Source organism: Pygmaiobacter massiliensis, from assembly GCF_900199435.1.
GTDB lineage: Bacteria > Bacillota > Clostridia > Oscillospirales > Ruminococcaceae > Pygmaiobacter > Pygmaiobacter massiliensis.
Genome location: NZ_OAML01000003.1, coordinates 918,424 through 944,231 on the forward strand (window position 1 = coordinate 918,424; position 25,808 = coordinate 944,231).

The following is a 25,808-nucleotide window of genomic DNA, read 5'->3' on the forward strand; positions in this document are numbered from 1 at the left end:
GATCCAAAGCGAATGCTTCAGACAAAGGAAGCGTCGGGGTTTGCCCCGGCGCTTCCTTTTTTTAGAATTCACTTTGACGGAAAAGAGGAAATCTATGAATCGAATTAAGCTTGAAACGAGGCAGGTTTCGATAGAATTTCCTGGCGTAAAGGCCCTCGAAGATATTAACTTTTCGGTAACCACAGGCGAAATACGCGCAGTGGTTGGGGCGAATGGAGCAGGAAAATCAACACTGATGAAAGTGCTTGCCGGCGCAAACCCCACTTACACCGGAGAAGTACTGCTAAACGGCGAAAAAGTAGAGGTGCGCACCCCTGTGGATGCGAAAAAACTTGGCATCCAGATTGTTTACCAAGAGGTCGACACCGCGCTGTATCCCACCCTTTCTGTTGCGGAGAATATCGTCCAAAACGATATGCTGATGGGCACAAGCGGATACATAGTAAACTGGCGCAAGGTATACCAGCAGGGGCGAGCGGCACTGGATAAGCTACACATCAGCCGAGAGCAGATTGATGAGCATGCATTGGTGCAGACACTGTCGCTGGCACAAAAGCAAATGGTGCTGATTGCAAAAGCCTTACAGGCCAAGTGCAGCTTTTTGATTCTGGATGAACCGACAGCGCCTTTGAGCAACACCGAAACCAACGAGCTGTTCCGAGTAGTACGCCATCTGCATGAAACTGAAAACATTGCAATTCTGTTTATCTCGCACAGGTTATACGAGATACTTGAAATTTGCGAAAATTACACAGTCATGCGAAACGGCAAGCTTATTGGCAGTGCGCCGGTCAATGCGTCGACCACAACCAAAGAAATTGTGGAACAGATGCTGGGCCGCAAGTTTGAAGAAAACTTCCCCAAAGAAAAGTGCAGCATAGGGGATACGCTGTTTGAGGTGGAGCATCTCTCCGGTGCAGACGGCAAGGTGAAAGACGTTTCGTTCTATGTTAAAAGCGGTGAAATTGTAGGTATTGCGGGGCTGGTTGGCGCAGGTAAGTCAGAGCTTTGCAAAACCCTTTTTGGCGCCTATAAAAAGACGCAGGGCAAGACGATGATGAAAGGCAAAGAGCTGAAAATCTCGAACCCCTCAGACGCCGTGCGGCAGCGAATGGCATTGGTGCCGGAAGAGCGCCGCAAAGAAGGTGTATTGGTCAACGAAAACGTGAGCTTTAACCTTTCGGCGAACTGCTTATCAAAATTTTGCACGGCTTCTTTTATCAATAATAAACTGGTCAATGAAAATGCCAAAACGTATGTGGCTAATTTGGGCATTTCTACACCTTCCATCAAACAGATGGTGCGTAACCTTTCAGGCGGAAATCAACAGAAAGTGGCCGTAGGCAAATGGCTTGCAGCAGACTGCGATTTGTACATTTTTGATGAGCCCACCAAAGGTGTGGACGTGGGTGCAAAACAGGATATCTTCCACTTGATTAATGAAATTGCAAAACAGGGTAATGGCGTGATTTATGCTTCTTGCGAAAACTCAGAGCTTTTGTCTTTGACTGACCGCATGTATGTAATGTACAACGGCGCAGTGATGGCAGAACTGAAAACCGCAAATACCACAGAAGACGAAATTATGAACTACTCTGTTGGCGGCAGAGCCGACGAAGGTCTGAACGCGAAAACAGGAGGAACAAGATAGATATGATTAAACAAAAAAGTGCAGCAAAAAATGTAACGAAATTTCTTGTAAACTGGGCAGCTGTGATATCTTTAATTGCCTGTTTTATCGTGTTTTCTGCCGTCAAAGGCAGTGCCTTTATGTCGGGCAGCAATATGGTGAATATTTTGCGCGCCATGGCGATTAATACGGTGTTTGGCATTGCTGCTACCATTACCATGGCACCGGACGGTTTTGACATGTCGGCCGGTACGCTGGCGAGCTGTTCAGCCTATGTGTTTGTGTCCGCTTATCTTTGGTTTGGGCAGTCGCTGGGTATGTCAATTATCATCTGCATTTTGGTTACCTTGCTGATGTACCAACTGACGATGTTTCTTATTCTGGTTTGTAAAATTCCAGATATGCTTGCGACCTGCGCGCTGATGTTTGTACATCAGGGCCTGGGCCAGTGGTACATTGGCGGCGGCGCTGTTTCTACCGGTATGAGAACCCCTTGGGGTGCCCAGCCGGTGCGCACAACACTCTCCAATTCTTTTTCTGCAATCGGCCGTGCACCGTGGATTATTATTATCATGCTGGGTTGCGTGCTGGTGGCGTACCTGTTTTTGAATTTTACAAAGCACGGGCGGTATCTGTATGCCATGGGCGGCAACCGTGAGGCGGCTAAACTCTCCGGCATCAACGTAAAGAAATACCGCTATATGGCGGGTATGCTTACCGCTGTTTTTATCGCAATTGGCGGCATTTTGGTTGCTTCCCGCGGCAGTTCGGCACAGGTTATGTGCTGCGACAACTACTTAATGCCATCGCTGGCAGCAGTGTTTGTGGGCCGCACCGTGGGTGGTGCCGAAAAACCCAATGCGCTTGGCACGATGATCGGTTCGATGCTGGTTTCTACGTTGGAAAATGGCCTTACCATTTGCGCAGTTCCGTTCTATGTACTGCCGGCAGTAAAAGGCGCAGTATTGGCGCTGGCACTTGTCGCGGCTTATGCATCTAAAAAAGAAAATTGAGGAGGAATGGATGATGTCTCGTTTTGACCATTATTTTCAGATGAATGTGGATGACGTAATTGAATATACGCTGGAAAAAGCGACCGAGATTGATTGGGACAGGGATTCTATGGAAGCTGTTGTGCCTGATTCTCACGGTAACCTCAACTATGTTTACCGTATTTGGGATGGTAAAGGGCACTCGCTCTACATCAAACAGGCAGGTACCGAAACCCGCATTTCAAAAGATATGAAACCCTCAAAAGACCGCAATCGGCTGGAATCGGAAATCATCATGCTGGAAGATAAATTTGCGCCGGGTATGGTGCCGCACATTTACTTTTTTGATACGGTTATGTGCGCCTGCGGCATGGAAGATTGCTCTGACTTTATGGTAATGCGTGACGCAATGCTGCGGCACGAAACATTCCCCAGATTTGCAGACGATATCTCTACATTTATGGTAGAAACATTGCTGCTCAGCAGTGATTTGGTGATGGACCACAAAGAGAAAAAAGAACTGATCCGCAAGTTCATCTCTCCGGACCTTTGTGATATCACCGAAAAACTGGTACTTATGGAGCCTTACAACGACCTCAATCAACGCAACAATGTGTTTGTCCCCAATGCTGATTTTATAGAGCGGGAGCTGTACAATGACCCCGCGCTGCATCTGGAAGTGGCAAAGCTGAAATTCAAATTCATGACCGACGCGCAGGCGCTAATGCATGGCGACCTCCACACCGGTTCCATCTTTATCCGGCAGGATGCCACGAAGGTGTTTGACTCTGAATTTGGCACCTACGCCCCAATGGGTTACGACGTGGGCAACGTGGTGGCAAACCTTATTTTTGCTTATGACAATGGCCTTGCAGCAGGTGCAACCGCGTTTTGCGATTGGATTTTAGAAACCATCGAAAAAACCATGGATTTGTTTATAGAAAAATTCAGCAAGAGGTTTGACGAAGCAGTGACCGAGCCGATGGCTAAAGTTTCCGGGTTTAAAGAGTGGTATATGGAAGGCATTCTCAATGATACGGCTGGCTACGCTGGCACAGAGCTGCACCGCAGAACAGTGGGCATGGCTAACGTTGTCGACGTAACGAGTATCGCAGACGAGCAAAAGCGTTTGCTGGCAGAGCGAATTAACATCTTCGCAGGAAAAGACTACATCATGCATCAAAGCTCGTTCCGCACCGGTGCTGATTTTGCAGCGGCGGTGACGAAGGCGAAGGAAGCGGCAGAAAAGACGCTGTAAAAGCCGCAGACAAAACGAATAAAAAACGAAGGGATAGATGATGATGACGGTAGATGATTTCTTTAATAAGGTGATTACGGTTCGTATGGCAGCGGATAAAAGCGCAGTGGATATTATTGACCAGACGCTGCTGCCCGGCACCATTCGCAGAATCGAACTGCGCAGTAAAGAGGAGATTTGGGAAGCAATCAAACAGCTTAAGGTGCGCGGTGCACCCGCCATTGGTGTGGCGGCTGCGTATGGAATTGCTTTGCTTGCTTCCCGCATCAACGCGGACAGCTACGAACGCTTTCACGAAGAATTTCACGCGCTCAAAGAGTATCTTGCTTCTTCCAGACCCACAGCGGTCAATCTGTTTTGGGCACTGAACCGCATGGAAGATACCGTAAAGGCAAGTCACAGCAAAAGTGTTGCTGAAATCAAAGAGATTCTGTTTGCCGAGGCCGAGGCCATTCGGGAAGAGGATGTACAGATTAGCCGTAACATCGGTGAAATTGGTTTTGGGCTTTTGCAGCAGCTCAAACAAGAGGGCAAAGAGATCGGCATTTTAACACATTGCAATGCCGGTACCCTTGCGACCGCAAAATATGGCACAGCCACAGCACCTATGTACATAGCGCTTGAAAAAGGTTGGGCAGGCACCGATATGCACGTTTACTGCGATGAAACCAGACCGCTGTTGCAGGGTGCCAGGCTAACTTCTTTTGAGCTGTACAACGCAGGGATTACAACGACGCTGCAGTGCGACAATATGGCTTCCATCCTGATGAAATCGAAAAAGATTGATGTGATTTTTGTCGGCTGTGACCGCGTGGCCCAAAACGGCGATGCAGCCAATAAAATTGGCACCAGCGGTGTTGCTATCCTTGCGAAGCATTATGGTATTCCGTTCTATGTCTGTGCACCCAGCTCCACCATTGATCTGGCAACGCCAACAGGGGAGGAGATACCCATAGAGATGCGCGATGCCGACGAGGTGACCGAAATGTGGTATAAGGAGCGGATGGCCCCCAGCGGTATTGAGGTATTCAACCCGGCGTTTGATGTGACCGATCATTCCCTTATTACCGGCATCATTACCGAAAAAGGACTCTGTCACGCCCCTTACGACAAGGCATTCGAAGCCCTCGGCATGGGGAGGTGAGCATATGTTGAGAGGAATCCCAGCGTGTATTTCTCCCGAATTGCTTAAGGTACTGCACGAAATGGGCCACGGTGACACCATTGTAATTGGCGATGCGAATTTCCCAGCGGCAGCGGTGGCAGAAGCGAAAAACCATGTAAATATCCGCTGTGATGGCCACCGGGCCACCGAGATGCTAGACGGCATTTTGCAGCTGTTTCCGCTGGATGAGTTTGTGCCGCAGCCTGTCACCATTATGGATAAAATGGAGTTGCATAAAGATTTGGTCTGCCCCGTGTGGGAAGATTTTAAAACCATTGTTGCAGAGCATGACAAACGGGGCGAAAGTGCTGTGAAATTTGTGGACCGATTTGCCTTTTATGAGGCTGCGAAAGATGCTTATGCGGTGGTATCTACCACAGAAACAGCTTTTTACGCCTGCATCATTTTGCAGAAAGGTTGCCTGTAATTCTAAACCAAAAGGCAGCGGATTCTAAAAGGAGACAATTATGCTTGAAGAACTAAAAAAAGAAGTTATCCGGGTAGCACGAGAAGCAGACAGCCTTGGTATGTGTAAGCACAAATCCGGGAATTTCAGTATCTACGATCCGGCGACAGGCTATCTGGTGGTTACCCCCAGCAGCGTTGCGCGGGAGGTGCTTACACCAGAGGATATTTGCGTGCTGGACCTCGACGCAAATGTGATAGAGTGGAATCACAAAAATAAGCCCTCCAGCGAAACGCTGATGCACATTTATATCTACCGGCAGCGCAAAGATGTACGGTCAGTGGTGCACACTCACGCGCGTTATTCTACGGCTTTTGCGGTGCTGAATAAGCCTATTCCGCCGATTGTGTATGAGTTTTCATACATCGGCAAATGCAGCACTGTTCCGGTAGCGCCATATGGCAGGCCAGGCACAGCAGACCTTGCAGAAAAGGTGGCCGCGACACTGCACAATACAGATTGCTGCCTGATGGAAAGCCACGGCGCAATTGCCATTGGTGAAGATATTGATGATGCTTTCATCAAAGCGCAATACATAGAAGAGGTGGCGGAGCTGTATTATATTGCGCTTGCCGCCCGAAACGGGGAAGAGCCGCCGCCGCTTTCAGAAGAAGAGCTGGCAAAGTGGGCCTATCCGCAGGAGATTAAGTTTTAAGCGCAGCTTTGAACACCAAGGCAGACGATTTTTGCAAAGGCGAAGGAGGAGTTTGGATGAAGAAACTGATTAATGCGCCGGAAAACTACACAGATGACATGCTGCGAGGAATTTATGCTGCGCATCCTGATTTGGTGAAATACGCCAGCGGTGATTTGCGCTGCTATTGTACGCGATACAAAAAAGCTGGTAAAGTCGCCATTATCACTGGCGGCGGCACGGGGCATCTGCCGCTTTTTCTAGGCTATGTAGGTGAAAATTTGCTGGATGGCTGTGGGGTTGGCGGTGTGTTTCAATCACCCGCCAGCGAGCAGATTTACAACGTGGCAAAAGAAGTGGAATCGGGCGCCGGTGTGCTGTTTTTATACGGTAACTACACCGGAGATATTATGAATTTTGATATGGCCGCAGAGATGCTTGATATGGAAGATATTCCGGCAAAAAGCATTGTAGGGGCGGACGATGTGCTTTCCAGCTCCAATATCCAGGCGCGCCGAGGCGTTGCGGGCATTTTTTTCCTTTACAAATGTGCCGGTGCAAAAGCCGCCGCAATGGGAACGCTGGAAGAAGTGCTTGCGGCGGCCCAAAAAGCAAAAGACAATACAAGAACGGTCGGGTTTGCCCTTACGCCTTGCGTGATTCCGGAGCTGGGGCACTCTAATTTTTTGCTTGCTGAAAACGAAATGGCATTTGGCATGGGAATTCACGGAGAGCCGGGCGTCTGGAATGGCCCTGTAAAAACAGCAGACGAACTGGCGAAGGAATCGCTGGATGAAATATTGGCAGATATGCCGATTGCGGAAGGCGAAGAAGTTTGCGTGTTAATCAACGGCCTAGGTGCCACCAGCCAAGAAGAGCTGTATATTCTTTCCGGCAGTGTAAAACAATTGCTGGATGAAAAGGGCATCCGCATTTACCGCACCTTTGTAGGGGAGTATGCCACCAGTATGGAGATGGCGGGTGCGTCAATTTCCATATGCCGCATGGCAGACGACGAAATGAAGGAATGGATTGATCTGCCCGTCCATACGCCATTCTACACACAGGTTTAAACTGTGTGATGCGAGAGGAGGTTCAGAGCCTTGGAATATATAAGCTGTCAACAGCTGTCTGACTTTTTTAAAGGAGCGGCAGATATTTTTACAGAGAAAAAACAAGAGCTTTGTGAGATGGATGCTAAAATGGGTGACGGAGACCTGGGGCTTACTATGTGTAAGGGGTTTGGGGAACTTCCGCTGCTGATTGCAGAGAATCAAGAACCTGACGACATTGGAAAAACGCTGCGCAAAGCCGGCATGAAAATGGCCAGCCTTGTTCCCTCTACCATGGGTACACTTATGGCGAGCGGGTTGATGGAAGGCGGGAAGGCGGTAGCAGAAAAAGCCGCAATGGGTCCGCAGGAACTATCGGACTTTTTAACAGGATTTGCCTCGGGAATCCAGAAGCGTGGAAAATGCCAGCCGGGCGACCGAACAATATTAGATGCGATGCAGCCTGCAGCAGAAAAAGCAATGCAGGCCTGCGCTGAGGGCGGTACGCTTGCCGATATTATAAAAGCAGCAGTGCAGGGTGCCTCCGAAGGCGTCGAAGCAACGAAACAAATGGTTCCTAAGTTTGGTAAAGCGGCGGTGTTTGCTGCAAAGGCACAAGGCGTACCGGACCAAGGGGCAGTGGCAGGCCAATATTTACTGGAGGGACTCGCGAGGTATCTTGCATGAAAATCTTGAATTTCGGCTCTCTCAATATCGATAACGTCTATCAAGTAGACCACTTCGTGCGAAAAGGAGAGACGATATCCTCAAAATCACTCACTTTATTCAGTGGTGGTAAGGGCCTCAATCAATCGGTTGCACTTGGCAGCGCAGGGGCCAAGGTCTGGCACGCGGGCAGCATTGGCAAAGATGGTTTGTTCTTGCTGGAAACGCTGCGAACTGCCGGGGTAAATGTTTCCTGCGTGCGTGTACTGGAAGAGGGCAAGACGGGAAACGCCATTATCCAGAACGATGCAGAAGGCGATAACTGTATTTTACTCTATGGGGGAGCCAACCAAAGAATCACCAGAGAACAGATAGATGAAACGCTGTCGCACTTTTCTGCAGAGGATTTTTTGGTACTTCAAAATGAGGTCAATGAGCTCCATTACCTGGTGCAAAAAGCCCATGAAAAAGGCATGCGCATTGTGCTTAATCCGTCCCCTATGGATGAAAAAATTTTTGAGATTAATCTGAGCCTTGTAGACTTGTTTGTTTTAAATGATCTTGAGGCAGCAGAGCTGACGGGGGGCACTGGCACTGAACCGGCAACGATGCTTGCACTGCTTCAACGCAAGTTCCCTTCCGCTTGTTTTGTGCTGACATTGGGCCCACAGGGTGCTTACTACGCGGATGCAAAACAAACCATATGGCAAGAGATTTACCCTGCCAAAGTGGTAGATACAACCGCGGCAGGGGATACCTTTACCGGGTATTTTTTAGCTGCAATTTTGGAAGGCAAAAGCGTAAAAGCTTCTCTCGACCTAGCGGCGAAAGCCGCGGCAATTGCAGTTTCCCGGCCAGGCGCTGCACCCTCTATTCCAAAGCTGGATGAGGTTTTGGAAATGTGGAATTGATAGCATTCAATGATAAGCACGGCCCACAAATAAAAGCTTATAAAACGCCTATAAAAAAATAAAAGAGCCCGCAGCAGTTAAATGCTATGGGCTCTTTGCTTTTTAATTTTTGCTTGAAAACAGACAGTGTGAGCGGATTGTTCGCTATGCCTCTATTAGTCAACCAAACAATCCAATCGCACAGTTTACTCTTCTCTTAAACGGCAAATCATGTCCCAAAGCGTTTGGGCAGAATTGAAGTTTTCAGGAATGATTTCGGTAGCCGGAATTTCGATTTCAAATGCTTCGTTTAACTCGTTGATTGTTTGGATAATATCAAAAGAGTCGAAAATGCCGTCATCAATCAAAGTCGTGCAGGTGGTGTAATCTACGTCTTCTCTAATTTCCTTCAAAATTTCAATTAGTTTTTCCATGTTCTGTTCTCCTTATGGTATTCAAAGTGTAGGTATCCGTTAACGGCCTAGCCAGGCATGGGCCGGAAAGCGCAGAGTACAATAAAACAGTGGGCATAGCGCGGCTTAAAAACAGGTAAGGCGCTTCTGTAATAGAATAGGCACCGGTGTTATAAAAAGTGAGCAGGTCGCCAATTTGCAAATTCTCAAAAGGGGCTTTACGCACAATGACGTCAGCGGTCGTGCAAAGACTGCCGCATATGGCCCAGTCTTCAGTTGCGCCACTTTTGTGCTGGGCAGTATGCGCAATTACAGGCAGCTTCATTGCAAGGGTCTGGCCGAAATAATTTAGGTGGTGAATACCGCCGTCCACAATGCAGTAATTAGTGGAGTGGTTGCGCTTTAAATCTGCAACACGAGTAATATAACTGCCACAGGAAGCGACAAAGAAACGTCCCATTTCAATGGTGACTTGGGTGGTTTTGGCAAATGCCTTCAGGGCGGGCAAAATTGCTTTCAGTGGAGCTAAGGTATCACTGAAATCCTCGTTTGCAAAATACGGAACAGGTAGTCCAGGACCATATTCCAGCTGCGCGGCCACAAAACTATAGTCTTGCTCTAACGCGTCGAAAAAATTACGTAACAGGGTAAGCTCGTCCAAAATATCGGCAGTCTTTTTTTTCTGGGTGCCGGTAAAATAATGGATTCCTTTAATGCTGACCATCGGGTAATTGTCCCGCTTAGCAATTAATTTTCGAACCAGAGCTTCGTCCATGCCAAACTGGTTACCATTTGTTAAACGCAGCAGTATAGGATAAACCGTACCGCGCTTTTGCGCTTCCGCACAAATTAAATCAAAATGCTTTTCGCTTTCGCAGGTGAAAATACCTACGGCGCAATCGGCGGCGTTTTTTACGTCTTCGGTTGTTTTGTTTACGCCGGAAAAAACCACTTGCTCCATAGCAATCCCAATAGATTTGCAAATTTCCAGCTCGCCTGGGGAGCAAACCTCAAGCCGGTCACAAAGTGATGCCATCGCAGGAATTAAAAAAGGATTTGCCTTTACCGCAAAGCAGAGGTTGATTTGTTCTCCGGTTAAAGCTCGAATGGCATGCATACGCTCGCGAAGAATATCGGTATCGAAAATATACATGGGGGTGGGGTATTGCTGTGCAAGCATCGAGGCTGTCATCCGTTCGTTTCCCTGCCTTTCTCGTATTCTTCTTGCAAAAATTTTCGGTCAATCTTACCATTTTTGGTGATTGGCATTTGGTCTAGTTGTATAAAAACAGAGGGCAGCATATAAGCAGGCAACAAGCCGCGCAAGGCAGCAACGATGGCGCGCTTTTCGGCAATGCCGGTGTAAAATGCAAGAATTTTTTGCTTTTGCTCAAGGTAAAGACAGCAAACACGGCTGATGCCCTCCAACCCGTTAATTACCGTTTCAATCTCGCCAAGCTCAATACGGTGACCCATATGTTTGATTTGAAAATCTTTGCGAGTCACATAGTACAGGTTCCCCTCATGGTCAAATCGAGCAAGATCGCCAGTACAGTAAATTTGTTCATTATAATATGGATTTAACGGATTTTGAATAAAGACGCTCTCTGTGCGTGTGCGATTACCAAAATAGCCGAGGGCCAAAGCAGTTCCGCTCACACAGATTTCACCTAAAACGTCCGGTTCGGTTACAGGCTGATGATTCTCGTCGAGCAGAAAAACTTTTTCGTTATCAAAACAAACCCCAAGCGGCAGAACACTGTTATCGGCAAAATCTCGGTCTACAATATAATACATGCAGTTGCAGGTGATTTCGGTGGGACCATAGAGGTTTACGTACATTGCATCGGGCAGAAATTGCTTCCATAGCTTGAGATGTTTTATCGGCATGACCTCGCCGCTGAACATAATTTTAGAAAGGCTTTTTGGCACTTTATATTCCAGCCCCTTCATGGTTGTAACAAAGCACAATGCGGATACCGCCCAGATCAGCACGGTGGCTTTTCGCTCTTCCAAAAAGTCCATCAATTTGGTAGGAAGCATAAAAAACTCGCGAGGAATCAAATGCACACAAGCCCCAGTAGCAAGCCCGGAGTAAATATCTTTTACGGATACGTCAAAGTCAAAAGGTGCTTGGTTGGCGATAACATCGCTGTGCGAAATTCCAAAAGTAGCCACGAAAGTGTCGATAAAATCAATTACCGAGCGGTGAGATACCACTACCCCTTTGGGAGTGCCGGTGGAACCGGAGGTGAAAATCGAATAAAGGGGATCAATATCCAGCGCTTGCTGGCGGATTTTTGACAAAAGGTCAGGGGCGGCCTGTGTTTGCAGCAAAGTTTCCAGTTGTAGCACTTCACAGTCAAATCCAACTTCACAAGCTTTATCATAGTACTTTTCCTCCGCGACAACACAAGTTGCGTGCAAGGTGTCCAAAATTGCCTTGGCACGCAAAGTAGGTTGTTTGGGGTCGATTAAAACATAAAAGCCGCCAGCATATACGGAACCCAGAAAGCCACTGAGCAATAGTGCGCTTTTTTCGCCGTAAAAAATTACGGGGCTGCGCGGGGCGATGTGAGAGGATAGCCCCGCGCCCACCGCCTGCGCCTGTTTCTGCAGCTGCGCAAAGGTAACACTATGGTCTAAATCAGCAAACGCTGTTTTTTGAGGAAACGCTGCGACCTGCCGCTCTAAATATTCTAATATCGTTTTCATTGTGCCCATCTCCATTATATCTTGGTAAAACAACGGCTGGTAAGAAGCAGGCCAGAGCCGATGCCCTGCTGCTTTTTAAAACTGAAAGTAGATAAACGGTGCGGGCACAAACATAGGGCCGTAGGCACCAAATAAAGCGATTACAGCAACGCCGGCAAACAGAATGCACCATCTTATAGGTAGCTCAGCGTTTTTTACCCACACAAATAAATCCTGCTTTTGAGCACGGTGTTCAATTACCATCATAAAACAGATAGCAACCAGTGCAATTGTCATCTCAAATGCATTCAGCCCTAGTGAGGATAAAAAGCCCCCGGTGAGCGCATAAGGATTGAATTTGGAGAACATATTTATCAGCATTCCGGCTGCCATCTCGACAGAGGAAGAACGAAAGATAAGCTCGCCAATGCAAACAAGTAAAAAAGTGCGGAGTATCGAAAAAATCTTCCAAGAGCAGGATACAGTATTAATACGCAGTTTCGCACACAATTTTTTCGAAAGAGGAGAAAAACTCATGCCGATGATGACCAAAAAGCCATGATATAATCCGAAAGCGATATACTGTAATCCTTCACCATGCCATAACCCGTTGCAAAACCATAAAATCAGCAGCGCCAGATAAGAAGGAATCCATTTGCCCGCCCATTTGTTTACGTGCTTGGATAACCACTTCGTCAGTTTGCTTAGCGGCTTACTGAACGTGATGGGATAGAATACGTAATCTCGTAGCCAGGTCCCCAGCGTAATGTGCCACCTTCTCCAAAACTCCGGAATGTTTTTAGAGAAAAAGGGACTTTTAAAGTTTTCTGGCAGATCCACACCGAACATTTGAGAAACGCCCAAAGCAATATCGATGCCACCCGAGAAATCAGCGTAGAGTTGGAAAGTATATAAAATGGCTCCCAGTAAAATCTCAAAGCCAAAATACTCTGTGTAATTATCAAAAATATGCGCAACAGCGATATAAAGCCTATCCGCGATGACAAGCTTTTTAAAAAGACCCCAAAGAACTCGCTCTATGCCCAAAAGAAGATTGTCGTAGGAAAAGCGGTTGCCATTAAACAGTTCCCAAGAGATTTGGTCAAATCGGCTGATTGGCCCTTCGATAATTTGAGGAAAATACATGGTGAACAAAATTACTTTAAGAGGGTTTTTCTCCGGCATGATTTTTTTGTTGTAGATGTCGATAACATAGCTAAGGACCTGCAATGTATAAAAGCTAATGCCAACCGGCACAAGCAAATTTAGCTTTGGCAGCACCGAGAAAGAAGCAGCGGCCATCGGGTAAAACTTAAATCCAAGCAGCATGCCCAAATTCAGCAATACAAACAACCAGAGTATAATACGACGGTTGTTTTTAAAATTGCGTTTTATTTGATTTTTATCCTCTTTGGAAAGCCGCTCTTTTTGCTGTGACAAAACTTGCTTTTCTGCGTGATGTACACGGCCGATAATAATTGCGCAGAGCCATGCAGACAGCGCACTCAGCAACATGCATGCCAACCGCCGTCTTCCAAATGCGTGGTAAAACACAAAATTAGCAAAAAACAGTGCAAGCCACCGATACTTTAGTGGCAATAAATAATATACGACAATACAAACCGTCACAAAGGCTGCAAATTGTAAAGACATAAATGACATTTTAAGCTCCTTTTATCGCTACCATAAAATACCAATTTATACAATACCATAGTTCGGGGCAACAGTCTATGGCTTGCACTGTGTTTAGCGTAAGTGTATGATATAGACATGAAAAACTGATGAACGTACAAATGAAAAAGGATTTTTTTATGATGTTTACAGAGAATCAAAAAGGTGTATTTCGGCTACTGATATTTGTGCTTGTTTTACTCATTTTAGTACTGCCGTTTTTAACTTGTGGAGAATTGCTGCGAGCTGCGAGCGTAGCGCAAATACAGCAGCATATGGGCAAAGAATTTTTGTACGGAACGGCTTACTCTAACAATTATTCTCATTATAAATATCAAGTGTTAAAACAGCGTAAGCCGAAAATACTTGCGATGGGGGATTCTCGCACTCTGCAAATTAAAGGAGATTTCTTTAAACACCCGGAAAATTTTTATAATGCAGGTATGCTTACCGTTTCTCTGGATGCGAATATCAATGCCTTGCTTAATTTTCCCAAAGAGCTCCTTCCCCAAACACTCATTCTTTGTATGGACCAAAGCTTTTTCACTCAAAAGGGTGTTGAAGATCAGCGCTACTTCGATGAACCGTCTTTTTTGAAAAAAGAAGACTACCAGAGTTTTAACATATTAATCAGAAGAATGGCGGATGATCGGCGCAAAGACAAATTCCATTTTTGGAATTTGTTGTGGCAACCTAACAAAATTGGTGTTTTGGCCAAAACCAAAGGGTTTGGCTTTAAGCAAGACGGCTCATATTATTATGGAGATGTCTATCAGTCTAAAAAAACCGGAGCAGAGCGAACCGCGGTGGATCTTGACCGAATCCGTAAAGGAGAGGGCTGGTTTGCCGGTGGAGAACATGTCTATTCCAAAACGGTGGAACGTGTACAGGCTTTGATTGATTTTTGTAAAAGCAATAAAATTCACTTAATTGCTTACACTCCGCCTTTTTCGCAAAGCGCTATGCAAATTTACAAAACGCGTAAGGATGTTGGATTTTTAAAAGAAATTGACCCCGTTGTTGGACAAATGATTCGTAATGCAGGATTTGAGTTTTACGATTACACCGACCCGTCCAAGCTCTCTCTTACAGACGAAAATTTCATAGATGCATTTCACGGCTCGGACGTTGCGTACTGTTTGATGCTAAGAGATATGCTGCACAAAAATTCGAAAACCAGCCAATATATCGATGCTGCAAAACTAGAGAAATTGTACCAAAATCGAGTGTCGGAGATTGTGCTCGAGGTTGGGATGTAAGGCGAGCCGCGCTGTGCTTTTACTTCCACTGAGATGCCAGTACCACCATTACAAAGATAACAGAACTCATTCAGAAAAAAGAAGTGCTAATTGACTGTAGAACAAATTTCAGAGAATGACAAAATAAAATCCCCTGCACTATCTCAAAAGAGTGCAGGGGATTTTATTTTAATTTAGGTTATGATGTGAAGACCCAAATGTGTTTAAAAGTTTGCATAAACAATATAAACGAGCACGGATAATAGCTTAACCTGGATAAAAAGTGGTGAAGCGATTCATGGCACTTGTTCCGAATCAGCTGCAAACGCTGCGGCAGGTGCCATGGCTCGCACCATGCACAAAGCCATTAGCACGCCTGGAACTCGCTTGTTATGCTATTTCTCCCAACTGATTTTGTATCAGCTTCAATAGTTCTAGAACGCTTTGAAATTCTGATCCGGAACCGTTTGCTGTTTTAAGTATCCCTTGCCACTCGGCGTGTTCTGTGCCGGTGATAGTCAGGGTGAACGTGTTTTCCATAGAGTTACTCCTTCCTTCCGTTTCTTAAATATGCTTCAAAATTCAGAATAAACTCTGCTACCGCTACTGCGGCTATGCCCTCTTGCAGCTTGCCTGGCCCGCTGTTGTTGACAGCGTCGATCAGTGCCTTCAGCGCAAACTGGTTTTGCTCCACAGCCTTTAATATTAAGGCCTGCTGTTCGTCCCTTGCGTATGGGATTTGCGCTCCACTTCGCAGGCCATAGCCGTTGCTGTCGTGGAAAACCACTGTACCTGGTTTTAGGCACAGTTCGTCTTTCGTGTTGTCCATTAAGCGCCTCCCTATAGTAAGTTCAGCGTTTCAGCGGCTTCTTTGGCTTCGCTGCGGCGTTTCACACTTAACTTTTGCAGAATGCTGCGCACCTGGCTTTTTATTGTAGGCAGTTTAACGCCCAAAATATCTGCAATTTCCTGATTGCTGCGGTTGTGACAAAGCAGTCGTAACACCTGCTTTTCCGCAGGGGTCAGCGGCTCGGCCAGTGCGATGGCAGGGCGGAGAAAGTCCGGGTAGTACACAGTTTGCTCGCGCGTTGCAGCCAGTAGTCGTTGATAAAATGCAGGGTCTTTGTTCCAGCCGCAGGTGGTAAGTAGAGGTAAAATGGCGGCGCCGTACTGTGCTACCGGTGTGATGAAGCCGTAATCGGCAGCAGCATCCAACGCTGTCAAAAGCTCTGGTTTCCAATGGTCATCTTTTTGCCGGTAGTGGCAGATGGCAACCAGCACCCGCAGATGCAGACTATCCATGATGCGAGCACAATGTTCGCAGTATGGCAATAGGGGGGCAATGCTTAAAAGGGCCTCGTTTGGTGTGCCACATGCAATTTGCACCATAGCCTTGGTCATATACTGGTACCGCCACATGGCGCGAAAATGCGATGTGATAGACGGCGCGGTTTCCCGCAGCCAGCGGTCAATCTCCTCTTGCATCCCCAGCCTCAGCCAGATTCGGCAGCGCATAGCATCCACATTGGACAGAAAGCGAGTCTGCCCAGTTTCCACAAAGTTCTGACGCACTTCTTCCAGTGTGGAAAGTGCTGTATGCGCTTTACCCTGCATCACCTGTACACGAATCATCAAGCCCATGGTGGCAAAGAAAATATCCGGTGTACCTTTGCGCTGAATCTCGTTTATTCGCGCCATCAGAGCAAGTAGCCGGGTAGAAATATCCTCGCCTTTTTCGAACTTGCTCTCGCAGATAGCGCAGTCAGCTAAGCCGATGCCATCTTTGCCCAGCACTGTTTCCAACGGCAGACGCATTGTAGCATACAACAGATCGTCCATTTTGCTCCACTCGCAAAAGTCCTTGCCGCCGTTCATTACACTGGGCAGGGTGCTGGTGACGGAAAAGGCCGGAAGCCGCAAATTTTTATCCGTCATGGCACGGAACACCGTGCCTATCAAATCAATTAAGCCCTTGCTTCCTCTTTGGGGGAGTGCGATGTCCAGATAAATCAGTCTGCTTTTTGCTTCTTTATAATTGGCGTCGCTTTTTTGCAGCCGGGCGACGTAGTTTTGCAGTTCCGCATACCATTGTTCCGACGCTTCAAAATCAAGACACATGGCCGTGAGCATACTCATACCACACATCAGCACAGGGGAGCGCAACACGTCCTCCCGTGGCATGGCATAATAATACTGCTCCATTTCATGGTAATGGGCTACGCCGGGATGGAGTTGCGCATTTTTAATCAGTAGGTCGCATACCTTGCGATGGTCGCCGCCCTTACTATAGCAATCCAGCGCATGGAAGTAATCGTCCTGCAGCTCGTAGGAGAACCCCGCACGGCGATAAATGTCGTTTTGTTCCTCCACTGTGCAGTCCTGCTTCATCTCCCAAAGCAAAAACTGGCGGAAGGTCGGCCAGAAATGATAGGTTTCCACACCGTCAAATTGCAACATCGTAGTGTCATGCAGGATTTGTGCCAACAGATCGTTTACATGGCTGTCGCCGCTAATCAGCTTGGCAAGCTCCGCATCGAAGTGCTCAAAGCAGGCAAGGCGCACCAGAAGCTGGCGTAGGGACGGGTCAAATCGACGGTAAACCGCTTCTTCAAAATAGAAGAACATCTCTCGCCGCACTTCGTCCGCTACGCTGACCTGGTACGGCACGCCGCCCGCCATGCGGCGACTGAGGATGGAGATTGCCAGTGGGTAACCGTTACTGTCGTTCTGGATGGCGGTCAGCTCCCCAGCGGTTGGCTCCACGCCGTTTTGTGACAGCAACCTACCAGTGGTGGCGCGGTCAAACATCAGCTGCTGTGCTTCGATAGCAAGCAGCAGTCCGGTAAACTGATAAGGCATCAGCCAGCCGGGCAGTGCGCCGCGGCTGAGCAGCACAAAATGTACGTTGGGGTTTACATTGATCCAGCCGCAAACGGTTTGTTGGTCAACGGGATTTTTTAGCAGATGTACCTCGTCAATCAGTACCGCATTGCAGGTCGCATCAAGGGGGGCGGACAAATCATCCGGTTGCGCTGCGCTGCGGCGGCACACCGTTTGGCCAGCCAGCAGCACGCCCGCCGTGGTGGTTTTACCAAACCCGCAGGGCGCGCTGAAGAAGATAACGCGACAAGTTTGCCAGCCGGCTTCAAAAGCTTCCCGCAAAGCGGGCGTTACCACGTCGTTACTTATATGGGGCTTCATTTGCACACTTCCCTTTGATTTGATATTATTGTGGCAGTGATGCGTTTTAGAGTACACTTGCACAAACCAATACAATACATGGTATATTATACCAAAGGGGTTTTCTACCCGTCATCATCCCAAAGGATGAAATGAACTGATTTTGAAAGTTTTTTCGACGATTTTTACTTTTAGAGTCCTCTTTTGTTTATATTGGACATAAGGAGAAGATTCTTTACGGCAACGCTTAAAACGAAGAGTTTATGTCCTGGATGTTGGATTTTGAGCAAATAAGAAACGAAATGGCAATATTGCTCATCAAGATTGATACAAGAAAGTAATAAAAAGCATAAAAGCTAGGCCCCGGCAAAATGCATTATTGCATTCGCTGCCGGGGCCTAGCTTTATCAAAAGAAGGTTCAAGAACGCAAAGTAAGGCAGTTGGAAGCAAGGCTAAAGGCGGGGACTGCATGGAGCGGAGAATATAATTTAGTGTTTGCTGATGAATTGGACAAGCACTTAGCGATTCATTCGTTGTACAAGTATTTTAAACGTGCAGTGACAAGAATAGGGGTTCCCGCTGCTCGCTTCCATGACCTGCGCCACACTTATGCAGTTGCGGCGATACAAGAGGCGATGACATTAAAACCGTGCAGGGGAATTTGGGACATGCCACGGCCAGCTTTACGCTTGACGTATACGGTCATGTAACAGAGAAAATGAAGCATGAAAGTGCTAGCCAAATGGAAAAATTCATTCAAAAGAACATTAAAAAAGCATAAAAAAATAGACCCTCGCAGAGAATGCAATAATGCATTGTGATAGGGTCTACTTTTATTAAAAAGGATGCAAAACCTGTAAAGGGTAAATTAAAGAATATATAAAAATAAAAAACCGCAAAAACGTGATGTTTAAGCGGTTTTCCATGGCGGAGAAGGAGAGCGACCCGTGAAGCACACAACAAATTCTAATGTTAATGTGCAATCGGTTATTGGTTAAGGGTCAAGCAATGTGATTAGTATATGCTGAAGAGTTTGCCACCCCATTTATTGGGCTTTAGACTAGTCCAAAATGCTTTTCGAAAAACTTCTGTGATTTTTCAATTACAGTTTGTTTTTTTGCGTCTCTGCCGCCGCCGAAGCGAGGCACCGGCGGCAAAATTCGATCAATGTCTGTGCGGGTGGTTTTCAGAGATCCGTCACGGAACGAATTGTCCAAAAACTTACGGATCGCTTCTGGCTTGAGCTTTTGCTCGTCAATAATGATGGCCATATCCGTTTACTTCTGTTCCCGGACAAACTTCTGTCAGTTATTATTTACATCGGTGTCAGCATTGATGATACCAATAAACCTTTGATCAGTTTCTTCTTGAACCGCAGCTGCAGGCTAGACTTGATAGTCAGACAGTTATCCGCAACTGGCTTGCAGAATCGGATGGCTGGATGGCCGAGAGAATTAATGCTCGTCAGGCCATTCGTGACGACTTATGTCAATGTGATAGTTGCCACCGGCACAGAATTTGACTCTGATTGCACAGACAGCGTTCGTTTGAATTTCTCCCAGGACCACGAAGCTACTGTGGAAGCGGAAGCTGCCGGACTGACCGGGGCAGAGAAGAATACGCACAGTGCGGCCCGCAAGGACTACCGCTGCGGCTACTGTCCTCGGCGTTTTGACACGCGGATGGGTACCATGTACCTCATGGTACCAAAGCTGCGAGGGCAAGACTACGCCCCGTTCCGCAAACAAGGGCTTGATCGCTGCGCTCAGAGAGAGTTTCCGGGGCTTCTCTTGGCAGCGGTGCAAGGTGCATTTCATGTACAATATCCTCGCCCATGTCCCGCAAAAAGCCAAGGGAATCTTTGCTGCCAACTCAAGGAGATATGGCTCGCTCCGAGCACAGAGCTGGAACAGGAACGCGCCAAGGCACTGGCTGATTGCTACAATGTGCGTTTTACGAAAGCGATCGAGACACTGGGACATGGGCTAGAGGATTCGCTAGCCTATTACGCGTATCCGGAGGTGGATGCTCGGAAGGTATCGTCTACTAACATGCTCGAGCGGCTTAATATAGAGATCCGCCGACGTCAAGAGGCCGGCTCCACATCGTCTGCAGTGCCCCTAACCTCGTGTCCGGCTTGTGCTGCGAGGTATACTTCCCGGCTTCCGCCGGCAATCATTTTTCATTCACTTTGCGGAGAAATTGCGAATTTCTATTGACACTAGCTTGGAATCCCTTTTGGCATAGAAAACACCCAAATTGTTATTTACAGTATATCATACTGTCTAACAATTTGGGTGCAGTTTACAATATGTGGCCAGAGATGATCGTTCATTTATGAGGTTCGGTTTTATTATTTTGATGCCCGAATTCTTTAAAACGAGTAAGTATATTTTTGTAGCGGAAGCGTGCCATTTCGTTTTTTGCGCATACATCGGCTTCACTGCCCGTATAACAACAACGCAGACAATAATATTCTTGCTTGTCGTTATCGTAAAACATATCAATATCAAGGTCCCGCATAAAACAAGCCGGGCATCGGTAGTTCAATTTTCCTTTTCCAGCCTGAGCCATGACTTCATCTCCTCCCCACAGACAATTTTTTGTTTTAAGCCTAAGGTAAACATTGGGCTAAAGGCATAGCCTTCTTTATAATAGGCTGTGGATGGAGAATGGCTTTGTACAATTACCCGGGTTTGAATTGCGAGGATGCTGGCCAGCGCACGATATCCTTCAGCCGAATCTTCGCGGCAGCCATAGGCATACTGGATAGAGCGGCGCAAATCACCTTTTTCAAGCGTAAGCGTAATACCTGTCATGTCCTCCGGGTATTCGGTGGTGCCGTAGCAAGCTGTGATGTACTCATTTAGCTCGATTTCAGCAGCAGGGTCACTGCATTCGATTATTTTTCGGCTGATTTCTATTTCTGAGCTACCTTGACGAAACGTAAAACTGCTGACGAGTTTAAGTGAGACGCCGGATAATACGATTTCCACAGGGTCCAGAACGATGACGCGGCAATCTCCCTTTTGCGAAAAATGTGCCCAGCTTCGGCAAAGGCAGAGATCCGCCTCTTCTCCTTTATAGGTAAGCTTGCAGCTTTTTACGGTGCCCTCTCCAGCATAGTGGGTAAAATACCCTGCCCGATAATTGGACTGAATTAAAAACGGATAACTCGCGTTTTGCACATGTGGTGTACCAATGCCGACCGGCCAATTGAGTTTTGCAACATAGGGCCGCAAATCAATGATGGCACCGCCTTGATTCATATCTAAGCAGCACCGCATATAAGGGTCAGCATACCAAAAATACTGTTTATCAGAACCATATAAAATATCTCGCCAAAGTGCGCATTCGGGCTGTTTATAGGTATGGGTTGCACGGTAAAAGTCAGAAAACTCGGACATAGTCATATCGGTCAGGTTTCCTTCTTGTTTTAGCTCGGCATAATAGGCCATACCATCTTCGTAGCTTTTGAGAAGCAGTGAATAGGGTGCTTCCCAGCGCCCCATTTTGTTCATCCAACCCGGCCCGACGAACATCATGTTGTAAGCGTATCCCTCGTTATAAACTGCTAGGCTTCTGTACTGATCAATTAAATTATAGAGATAAGGGTATTGGCCATCTCTATAGATCATACCTCGCAACACATTTTGGGGATGTGTGCCAAAATTAGATCCATTGCCATCAAAACAGGCCATCAAATCCCGCGAGAGATGCGGAATAGCAACAATTCCGCTGTCTTCTTCCGCATTGGATGCCGGCGCGTGGGTGTTCTGCTTTGAGGGAATCCACGGGTTCCAGGGGCCGCCATCGAATAAGGTATACCAAGAATTGTTGCACGTGCGGTAGGCTTTGGGACCCTCCTCCCAACAAGTGGCCACCGCGCATTTTACGCTTGGGTATTTTTCTTTTATGTAGTTGATAAGTTCGGCGTCCAGATAATAGCTGCCTGTGGATTCCGGATAAAAACCAAAACACATAAAAAACTTTTCAAAGACATCGGTAACGATTGCTTTTTTATCTTTCATAGAAAACATCCAGATACAAAAATCTTTCGTCTTATATTTTTTTTGGAATTTTTCACAGGTCAGCCCCAGCAAAGTAAGGGCGATTTCATCGCCGAACTGCTCGTGATGTTGTTTTGCCAGAGCTACAGCCTCGTCATTAAAAAGGCTGGCATAGGTCATCTGTATCGTAGTGCGAAATCCGTTTTTATGTGCAATTGCTTGCTGCGTTTTGAAAATATCGAGGCTTTCAGTAAGAAGGCTTTCTCGGCTAATGTCTTCTTCTTTTCCATGGCTCGTTACTTTCTCTGCATATTCTGGCACCATCTCAGGGCGGTGTACCACATTCAGTATAAAGCGTTCCATCAGTTTTTCTCCTGTTTGCAGTGGGCACGGTAATCAGAAGGATACATGCCCACATTTTTATAAAAGGTTTTTGAAAAATACAAGGCATTGGAATAGCCCAGTGCTTCGGCAATATCTTTTGACAGTATGGAGGGATTTTCTCGCAGCAATCGTTTGGCACTTTCGATACGAATGTTTTGAATATATTGCGCAGGGGAAACCCCTTTGTACGTTTTAAAAAGTTTTGAAAGATAAGGCGCGACCAGCCCGAATTGAGCGCTAAGCTGCTTTAAAGAAAGCGGAGAAGTGATATTAGCAACAATATAATCATCCACTGCTTGCATCAATGCGGATTTATTCCCAGTATCAAACGGTCTATTTTGGAAAAGATCGCCGCAATAAGTAAGTAGATCTTTAAACAGAGAATCATAGTTTTCGTTTCCGCTAACCAGTTCCAGCGCAGTGGCATGAGCATCGCGCGCACTGTCTACGGCAAACTCTTCAGTTAACAGCTTTAGAATAGCGGTGAGCAGGCTTTCCAGTTCTTTCTGTGTAACTTGGTGTATCCGCATTTGGTCGGCAAGTTTATTCAGCACCAGCGAGAACTCATCATAATTGCGTTTATGGGCGGCTACCTGCAACGCGCTGCGGTCTGCCACCGATAGCTGAAAACCTGATGTCGGCGGAGCGGCTTGAATTAAGCGGCCTTTACTGAATACAAGCCCTGACCTGAGCCAGTGGGCGAGTTTTGAAGTAGTTTCGTGCAAACGTGTAACGTCTGAAACGTCTTCTGCTGCAACAGTGACCGGAAGCTCGAGATTTAGCTGGCTGCACACCAAATTGGCGATTGGAATGAGTGAAAGCGCAGAGGTGTTTTCTAAAATCCAGATGGCCTCGTTCGGGTGCTGACCAAAAAACAGCCACGCGTCCGTACACTTCAGCTCTTTTTTTACTCGCAAGAGCATGTCATTGTTAGACAGTGCACCTGGATCAGCAGGGTCTTCGGCCGTTTGTGCACTTTGAAAACTACCAACGCATAAATAAAGTAGCTTAAGTGGCTCCCAGCAGCATTTTTGCACCGAAACATCATCTGTCCCGAACAGGCAGCCAATCAAAGCTTCCCGCTTTTGCGTATACGAACGGCTGGAAAGCGACTCTTTCAGCGTGGTTAACAACCCCACCAGTTCTGTGCGGTCAATCGGTTTAAGCAGATAGCTTTTTGCCCCGTAATACATGGATTGACGGGCATACTCGAACTCGTTATACCCGCTGATCACCACAATCTCGAGCTGAGAGTTTAGCTCTCGCGCCTGTTTCATCAAATCAAGACCGGAGAGAATCGGCATATTGATATCCGTAAACATCACATCTACACTGTGCTGGGTAAGATATTCTAGTGCCTCTTTGCCGTTTTTTGCGCAGCATACCACCGAAAACTCCGAGTCAATTCGCTCAATAAGCTGACGAATGCCGCGCAGCAGTGGCAGTTCATCCTCGGCTATCAGCGTGCGTATCATCAATATTTCCTCCCAACGTTACCACAGAGCCGTGGTTGGTATTGCGGATTTCGCAAATAAATCGGTCGCCGTAGCACAGCTTTAAGCGCATGTAAATGTTAGGCAAGCTTAGCCCGCCTATAGTGCACTGCTGTATCCGGTCCCGCATGCTATCCAGTGTTAGGCCATTCTTAAACTGATCAAATTCTGCAAGAAATTCAGGTGTTACACCGGTGCCGTTGTCTTCTACTGCAATCACCCACATACTGTCACATTGCACGGCATCTACTCTTATTCGCCAAACTTCTTCAGAATTCATAAAAGCATGCTTAAAGCAGTTTTCACATAAGGGCTGAACAATCAGTTTGGGGATAAAGACATTACAGAGAGATTCGTCCACCTGCATGTTATATTCAAACCCATCCTCATAGCGCTGTTTCATAAGCTCCAGGTAGTTTTCAGTGTGGCTTAACTCATCCCCCGCTTTGGCAAAGCCATCGCCCATAGACGAAGAATAACTGAGCATACGAGAAAGTGCTTTGCAGATGGTAACCGTTTTTTCGTTACCATCGATTTCAGCTTCCATATTAATAATAGCGAGGATGTTGTGGATGAAGTGAGGGTTCATCTGGGACTGAAGTGCAAAAAGATGAGCCTTCAGTTCGTTTGTTTGAGAAAGGAGCTGTCGTTCAATAGCATGGTGCAGATGTGCCAGCATTTTGTTGAACGCAGCATCCAGCTGCTGCAACTCATCACTGTCTTGCGTGTTAGCAAGTTCTAATTTAAGGTTATCAATATTTACATTTTTAATAGAGCGATTCAACTCTACCAGTGGCTTAGACAAGCGTTTTACGAGAACTTGTTCGCTAAAAATGGCAACCAACATGGCAAGCAGTAAAGCTACCACCAAAAACAAGCTAAAACTGACAATGGGAGTAAGTATCGTAGAGCCGGATTTGAAAAATATAATATCTAGTGGAGCTTCTTCTGTTTGATATCGGCCATAAAAATCCTGATCGTGCCGTATTACCCCTAGAGGAAGGGACGCAGGATTTAGTTTTTTGAATTTTTCCAGCACTTCAGCGTTTTCTCTCAGTGCTGGGCACAGATAAATCAAAGCCCCTTTTTGATTGTAAACTGCGGCATAACTTTCTTCGCCCAAATCACTGAATATTTTATCAATGCGCGCAACCGATTGTTGTACCTCAACATAGCCATTTTCTTGGGTGCCGGAGTAGTAATCTTTGATTTGCCGAACAATAGAAAAGTAATTCGGACTCGGCAGGCCTGAGGTGTTTAAAATATCGGGTCCAGGTGCGCGAAACATGGAAAAAACATTGTTGTCTGCAAAATGTGTGTTTACCTTTTTGAAATCGTCACTGGCAAAGAAGTTGGCAACGCCGTCGGCGGTTGTCATAGTGGTGGCAGAATATACAAAATCATGGTCGTTATTATAGAGGCAGATACGGGTGTTGCCGTCTTTCTTAAAGTTGTAGGAATTCAGTAGTCGGATGACTTCCGATGCAACCAGGGGATTCTCAATAAAATAATTGGCAGACGGATTTTTTGTAAGGCTGGTGAACCGCGCAACAATGGTAGGGTTTGCAGCAATTTGCAAAGCGGTTTTATCAATATTATAAACCAAGGTATCAAACTGCCCGGCAGTTTTGCCGGATAAGGTTTCAAAGTCAATTTGCGCACGGCTTTGGATATCGCGAACGACCCAGTAATAAAACACGCCTGTAACCAAAAGAATAATAGAAAAAAACAGCAGTAGATTGTAAATAATCATTTTGCTGGTAAAGCGCGCTCGTTTCACACAAATCCCCCCATATCTCACCAGATTGTCTAAAAACACCCTGTGTCCATTATAGCCGCTATCTCTTTTTTATGAAAGGATATCTATTTTTTCACTTTTCGGCATTTCCTCTTTTGCGCTGTGCAGGTACACTGGGGTCAGAAGGTGATAGCGAAAAAATCGCTATCCAAAACGTAAGGAGGTTCCAAGAA

The 25,808-nt window shown here is 46.6% G+C and carries 22 protein-coding genes and 2 pseudogenes; 12 read left to right on the plus strand and 12 right to left on the minus strand.

Annotated features, from left to right (window positions below; translation table 11 throughout):
• The first annotated feature begins 94 nt into the window (after positions 1 to 94).
• The 9 genes from C1A11_RS08870 to C1A11_RS08910 are packed head-to-tail and all read left to right on the plus strand — an operon-like array spanning position 95 to position 8,774.
• Positions 95 to 1,651, plus strand: coding sequence for a sugar ABC transporter ATP-binding protein (locus C1A11_RS08870; protein ID WP_102050120.1), 1,557 nt, complete (start codon positions 95 to 97; stop codon positions 1,649 to 1,651).
• Between the two features lie 2 nt (positions 1,652 to 1,653).
• Positions 1,654 to 2,643 (plus strand): ABC transporter permease, encoded by a 990-nt coding sequence (locus tag C1A11_RS08875; RefSeq protein ID WP_102050121.1) that lies wholly within the window; start codon positions 1,654 to 1,656, stop codon positions 2,641 to 2,643.
• 10 nt (positions 2,644 to 2,653) lie between these two features.
• The gene (mtnK, locus tag C1A11_RS08880; protein WP_341458138.1) at positions 2,654 to 3,880 is read left to right on the plus strand and encodes an S-methyl-5-thioribose kinase; all 1,227 of its coding nucleotides are present in this window, start codon (positions 2,654 to 2,656) and stop codon (positions 3,878 to 3,880) included.
• 40 nt (positions 3,881 to 3,920) lie between these two features.
• Complete coding sequence (mtnA, locus tag C1A11_RS08885; RefSeq protein ID WP_423242029.1) at positions 3,921 to 5,024, plus strand: S-methyl-5-thioribose-1-phosphate isomerase; 1,104 nt, start codon at positions 3,921 to 3,923, stop codon at positions 5,022 to 5,024.
• A 4-nt stretch (positions 5,025 to 5,028) separates the two neighbouring features.
• On the plus strand, positions 5,029 to 5,472 hold the full coding sequence (locus C1A11_RS08890; RefSeq protein ID WP_102050124.1) for an RbsD/FucU family protein: 444 nt from the start codon (positions 5,029 to 5,031) through the stop codon (positions 5,470 to 5,472).
• Positions 5,473 to 5,512: 40 nt separating this feature from the next.
• The gene (locus tag C1A11_RS08895) at positions 5,513 to 6,166 is read left to right on the plus strand and encodes a class II aldolase/adducin family protein (protein ID WP_102050125.1); all 654 of its coding nucleotides are present in this window, start codon (positions 5,513 to 5,515) and stop codon (positions 6,164 to 6,166) included.
• 56 nt (positions 6,167 to 6,222) lie between these two features.
• Positions 6,223 to 7,218, plus strand: coding sequence for a dihydroxyacetone kinase subunit DhaK (locus tag C1A11_RS08900; protein ID WP_102050126.1), 996 nt, complete (start codon positions 6,223 to 6,225; stop codon positions 7,216 to 7,218).
• A 30-nt stretch (positions 7,219 to 7,248) separates the two neighbouring features.
• Positions 7,249 to 7,884, plus strand: a complete 636-nt coding sequence (locus tag C1A11_RS08905) for a dihydroxyacetone kinase family protein (RefSeq protein ID WP_102050127.1) — start codon at positions 7,249 to 7,251, stop codon at positions 7,882 to 7,884.
• Positions 7,881 to 8,774 carry a ribokinase gene (locus tag C1A11_RS08910; protein ID WP_102050128.1) on the plus strand — a complete coding sequence of 298 codons (894 nt, stop codon included), beginning with the start codon at positions 7,881 to 7,883 and terminating at the stop codon, positions 8,772 to 8,774. The genes C1A11_RS08905 and C1A11_RS08910 overlap by 4 nt, the downstream gene beginning before the upstream one ends.
• A 185-nt stretch (positions 8,775 to 8,959) precedes the next feature.
• Here the strand turns inward: C1A11_RS08910 and C1A11_RS08915 are convergent, their stop codons facing one another.
• The 4 genes from C1A11_RS08915 to C1A11_RS08930 all read right to left on the minus strand — a co-directional run bounded on the left by C1A11_RS08915 (position 8,960) and on the right by C1A11_RS08930 (position 13,375).
• Positions 8,960 to 9,187, minus strand: coding sequence for an acyl carrier protein (locus C1A11_RS08915; protein WP_102050129.1), 228 nt, complete (start codon positions 9,185 to 9,187; stop codon positions 8,960 to 8,962).
• Positions 9,171 to 10,358 carry an alanine racemase gene (locus C1A11_RS08920; RefSeq protein WP_102050130.1) on the minus strand — a complete coding sequence of 396 codons (1,188 nt, stop codon included), beginning with the start codon at positions 10,356 to 10,358 and terminating at the stop codon, positions 9,171 to 9,173. Before C1A11_RS08920 ends, C1A11_RS08915 begins: the two co-directional genes overlap by 17 nt.
• Positions 10,355 to 11,881 (minus strand): amino acid adenylation domain-containing protein, encoded by a 1,527-nt coding sequence (locus C1A11_RS08925; RefSeq protein ID WP_102050131.1) that lies wholly within the window; start codon positions 11,879 to 11,881, stop codon positions 10,355 to 10,357. The genes C1A11_RS08920 and C1A11_RS08925 overlap by 4 nt, the downstream gene beginning before the upstream one ends.
• A 75-nt stretch (positions 11,882 to 11,956) precedes the next feature.
• On the minus strand, positions 11,957 to 13,375 hold the full coding sequence (locus C1A11_RS08930) for an MBOAT family O-acyltransferase (protein ID WP_242965950.1): 1,419 nt from the start codon (positions 13,373 to 13,375) through the stop codon (positions 11,957 to 11,959).
• Between the two features lie 296 nt (positions 13,376 to 13,671).
• Here C1A11_RS08930 and C1A11_RS08935 point away from each other — a divergent pair, with 296 nt between their 5' ends.
• The gene (locus C1A11_RS08935) at positions 13,672 to 14,790 is read left to right on the plus strand and encodes a hypothetical protein (RefSeq protein WP_102050133.1); all 1,119 of its coding nucleotides are present in this window, start codon (positions 13,672 to 13,674) and stop codon (positions 14,788 to 14,790) included.
• Between the two features lie 369 nt (positions 14,791 to 15,159).
• Here the strand turns inward: C1A11_RS08935 and C1A11_RS13815 are convergent, their stop codons facing one another.
• The 4 genes from C1A11_RS13815 to C1A11_RS13945 all read right to left on the minus strand — a co-directional run bounded on the left by C1A11_RS13815 (position 15,160) and on the right by C1A11_RS13945 (position 19,221).
• Positions 15,160 to 15,309: a hypothetical protein gene (locus C1A11_RS13815; protein ID WP_180950302.1), complete on the minus strand. Its 150-nt coding sequence runs from the start codon at positions 15,307 to 15,309 to the stop codon at positions 15,160 to 15,162.
• Between the two features lie 4 nt (positions 15,310 to 15,313).
• Entirely contained in the window at positions 15,314 to 15,598 is a 285-nt protein-coding gene (locus tag C1A11_RS08940; protein WP_102050134.1) for a hypothetical protein, read from the minus strand.
• An 11-nt stretch (positions 15,599 to 15,609) separates the two neighbouring features.
• On the minus strand, positions 15,610 to 17,970 hold the full coding sequence (locus C1A11_RS08945; RefSeq protein WP_102050135.1) for a LuxR C-terminal-related transcriptional regulator: 2,361 nt from the start codon (positions 17,968 to 17,970) through the stop codon (positions 15,610 to 15,612).
• A gap of 1,035 nt (positions 17,971 to 19,005) precedes the next feature.
• Positions 19,006 to 19,221 carry a type I restriction endonuclease subunit R, EcoR124 family gene (locus C1A11_RS13945; RefSeq protein WP_242965892.1) on the minus strand — a complete coding sequence of 72 codons (216 nt, stop codon included), beginning with the start codon at positions 19,219 to 19,221 and terminating at the stop codon, positions 19,006 to 19,008.
• A 186-nt stretch (positions 19,222 to 19,407) separates the two neighbouring features.
• Here C1A11_RS13945 and C1A11_RS14070 point away from each other — a divergent pair.
• A pseudogene (locus tag C1A11_RS14070) lies at positions 19,408 to 19,626 on the plus strand (hypothetical protein); the annotation flags it as partial.
• Positions 19,577 to 20,169, plus strand: a pseudogene (locus tag C1A11_RS14075) (transposase). The pseudogenes C1A11_RS14070 and C1A11_RS14075, both read left to right, overlap by 50 nt.
• 112 nt (positions 20,170 to 20,281) lie before the next feature.
• Here the strand turns inward: C1A11_RS14075 and C1A11_RS08965 are convergent.
• The 4 genes from C1A11_RS08965 to C1A11_RS08980 are packed head-to-tail and all read right to left on the minus strand — an operon-like array spanning position 20,282 to position 25,617.
• Positions 20,282 to 20,524: a hypothetical protein gene (locus tag C1A11_RS08965; RefSeq protein WP_102050137.1), complete on the minus strand. Its 243-nt coding sequence runs from the start codon at positions 20,522 to 20,524 to the stop codon at positions 20,282 to 20,284.
• Positions 20,497 to 22,323, minus strand: a complete 1,827-nt coding sequence (locus C1A11_RS08970) for a hypothetical protein (RefSeq protein WP_102050138.1) — start codon at positions 22,321 to 22,323, stop codon at positions 20,497 to 20,499. Before C1A11_RS08970 ends, C1A11_RS08965 begins: the two co-directional genes overlap by 28 nt.
• Positions 22,323 to 23,819: a response regulator transcription factor gene (locus tag C1A11_RS08975; protein WP_102050139.1), complete on the minus strand. Its 1,497-nt coding sequence runs from the start codon at positions 23,817 to 23,819 to the stop codon at positions 22,323 to 22,325. Before C1A11_RS08975 ends, C1A11_RS08970 begins: the two co-directional genes overlap by 1 nt.
• A complete protein-coding gene (locus C1A11_RS08980) occupies positions 23,791 to 25,617 on the minus strand; it encodes a sensor histidine kinase (protein WP_102050140.1) in 1,827 nt (608 codons plus the stop codon). Before C1A11_RS08980 ends, C1A11_RS08975 begins: the two co-directional genes overlap by 29 nt.
• Positions 25,618 to 25,808: the final 191 nt, after the last annotated feature.

Excerpts from the sequence above, each read along its gene's own strand:
- C1A11_RS08925 (WP_102050131.1), bottom strand. The coding sequence starts at position 11,881 with ATGAAAACGATATTAGAATATTTAGAGCGGCAGGTCGCAGCGTTTCCT.
- C1A11_RS13945 (WP_242965892.1), bottom strand. The coding sequence starts at position 19,221 with ATGGCCATCATTATTGACGAGCAAAAGCTCAAGCCAGAAGCGATCCGT.
- C1A11_RS08890 (WP_102050124.1), top strand. The coding sequence starts at position 5,029 with ATGTTGAGAGGAATCCCAGCGTGTATTTCTCCCGAATTGCTTAAGGTA.
- C1A11_RS08930 (WP_242965950.1), bottom strand. The coding sequence starts at position 13,375 with ATGTTGCTGAGTGCGCTGTCTGCATGGCTCTGCGCAATTATTATCGGC.
- C1A11_RS08910 (WP_102050128.1), top strand. The coding sequence starts at position 7,881 with ATGAAAATCTTGAATTTCGGCTCTCTCAATATCGATAACGTCTATCAA.
- mtnA (WP_423242029.1), top strand. The coding sequence starts at position 3,921 with ATGATGACGGTAGATGATTTCTTTAATAAGGTGATTACGGTTCGTATG.
- C1A11_RS08900 (WP_102050126.1), top strand. The coding sequence starts at position 6,223 with ATGAAGAAACTGATTAATGCGCCGGAAAACTACACAGATGACATGCTG.
- mtnK (WP_341458138.1), top strand. The coding sequence starts at position 2,654 with ATGATGTCTCGTTTTGACCATTATTTTCAGATGAATGTGGATGACGTA.
- C1A11_RS08875 (WP_102050121.1), top strand. The coding sequence starts at position 1,654 with ATGATTAAACAAAAAAGTGCAGCAAAAAATGTAACGAAATTTCTTGTA.
- C1A11_RS08915 (WP_102050129.1), bottom strand. The coding sequence starts at position 9,187 with ATGGAAAAACTAATTGAAATTTTGAAGGAAATTAGAGAAGACGTAGAT.
- C1A11_RS08935 (WP_102050133.1), top strand. The coding sequence starts at position 13,672 with ATGATGTTTACAGAGAATCAAAAAGGTGTATTTCGGCTACTGATATTT.
- C1A11_RS08870 (WP_102050120.1), top strand. The coding sequence starts at position 95 with ATGAATCGAATTAAGCTTGAAACGAGGCAGGTTTCGATAGAATTTCCT.
- C1A11_RS08895 (WP_102050125.1), top strand. The coding sequence starts at position 5,513 with ATGCTTGAAGAACTAAAAAAAGAAGTTATCCGGGTAGCACGAGAAGCA.
- C1A11_RS08965 (WP_102050137.1), bottom strand. The coding sequence starts at position 20,524 with ATGGCTCAGGCTGGAAAAGGAAAATTGAACTACCGATGCCCGGCTTGT.
- C1A11_RS08945 (WP_102050135.1), bottom strand. The coding sequence starts at position 17,970 with ATGAAGCCCCATATAAGTAACGACGTGGTAACGCCCGCTTTGCGGGAA.
- C1A11_RS13815 (WP_180950302.1), bottom strand. The coding sequence starts at position 15,309 with ATGGAAAACACGTTCACCCTGACTATCACCGGCACAGAACACGCCGAG.
- C1A11_RS08975 (WP_102050139.1), bottom strand. The coding sequence starts at position 23,819 with ATGATACGCACGCTGATAGCCGAGGATGAACTGCCACTGCTGCGCGGC.
- C1A11_RS08920 (WP_102050130.1), bottom strand. The coding sequence starts at position 10,358 with ATGACAGCCTCGATGCTTGCACAGCAATACCCCACCCCCATGTATATT.
- C1A11_RS08940 (WP_102050134.1), bottom strand. The coding sequence starts at position 15,598 with ATGGACAACACGAAAGACGAACTGTGCCTAAAACCAGGTACAGTGGTT.
- C1A11_RS08970 (WP_102050138.1), bottom strand. The coding sequence starts at position 22,323 with ATGGAACGCTTTATACTGAATGTGGTACACCGCCCTGAGATGGTGCCA.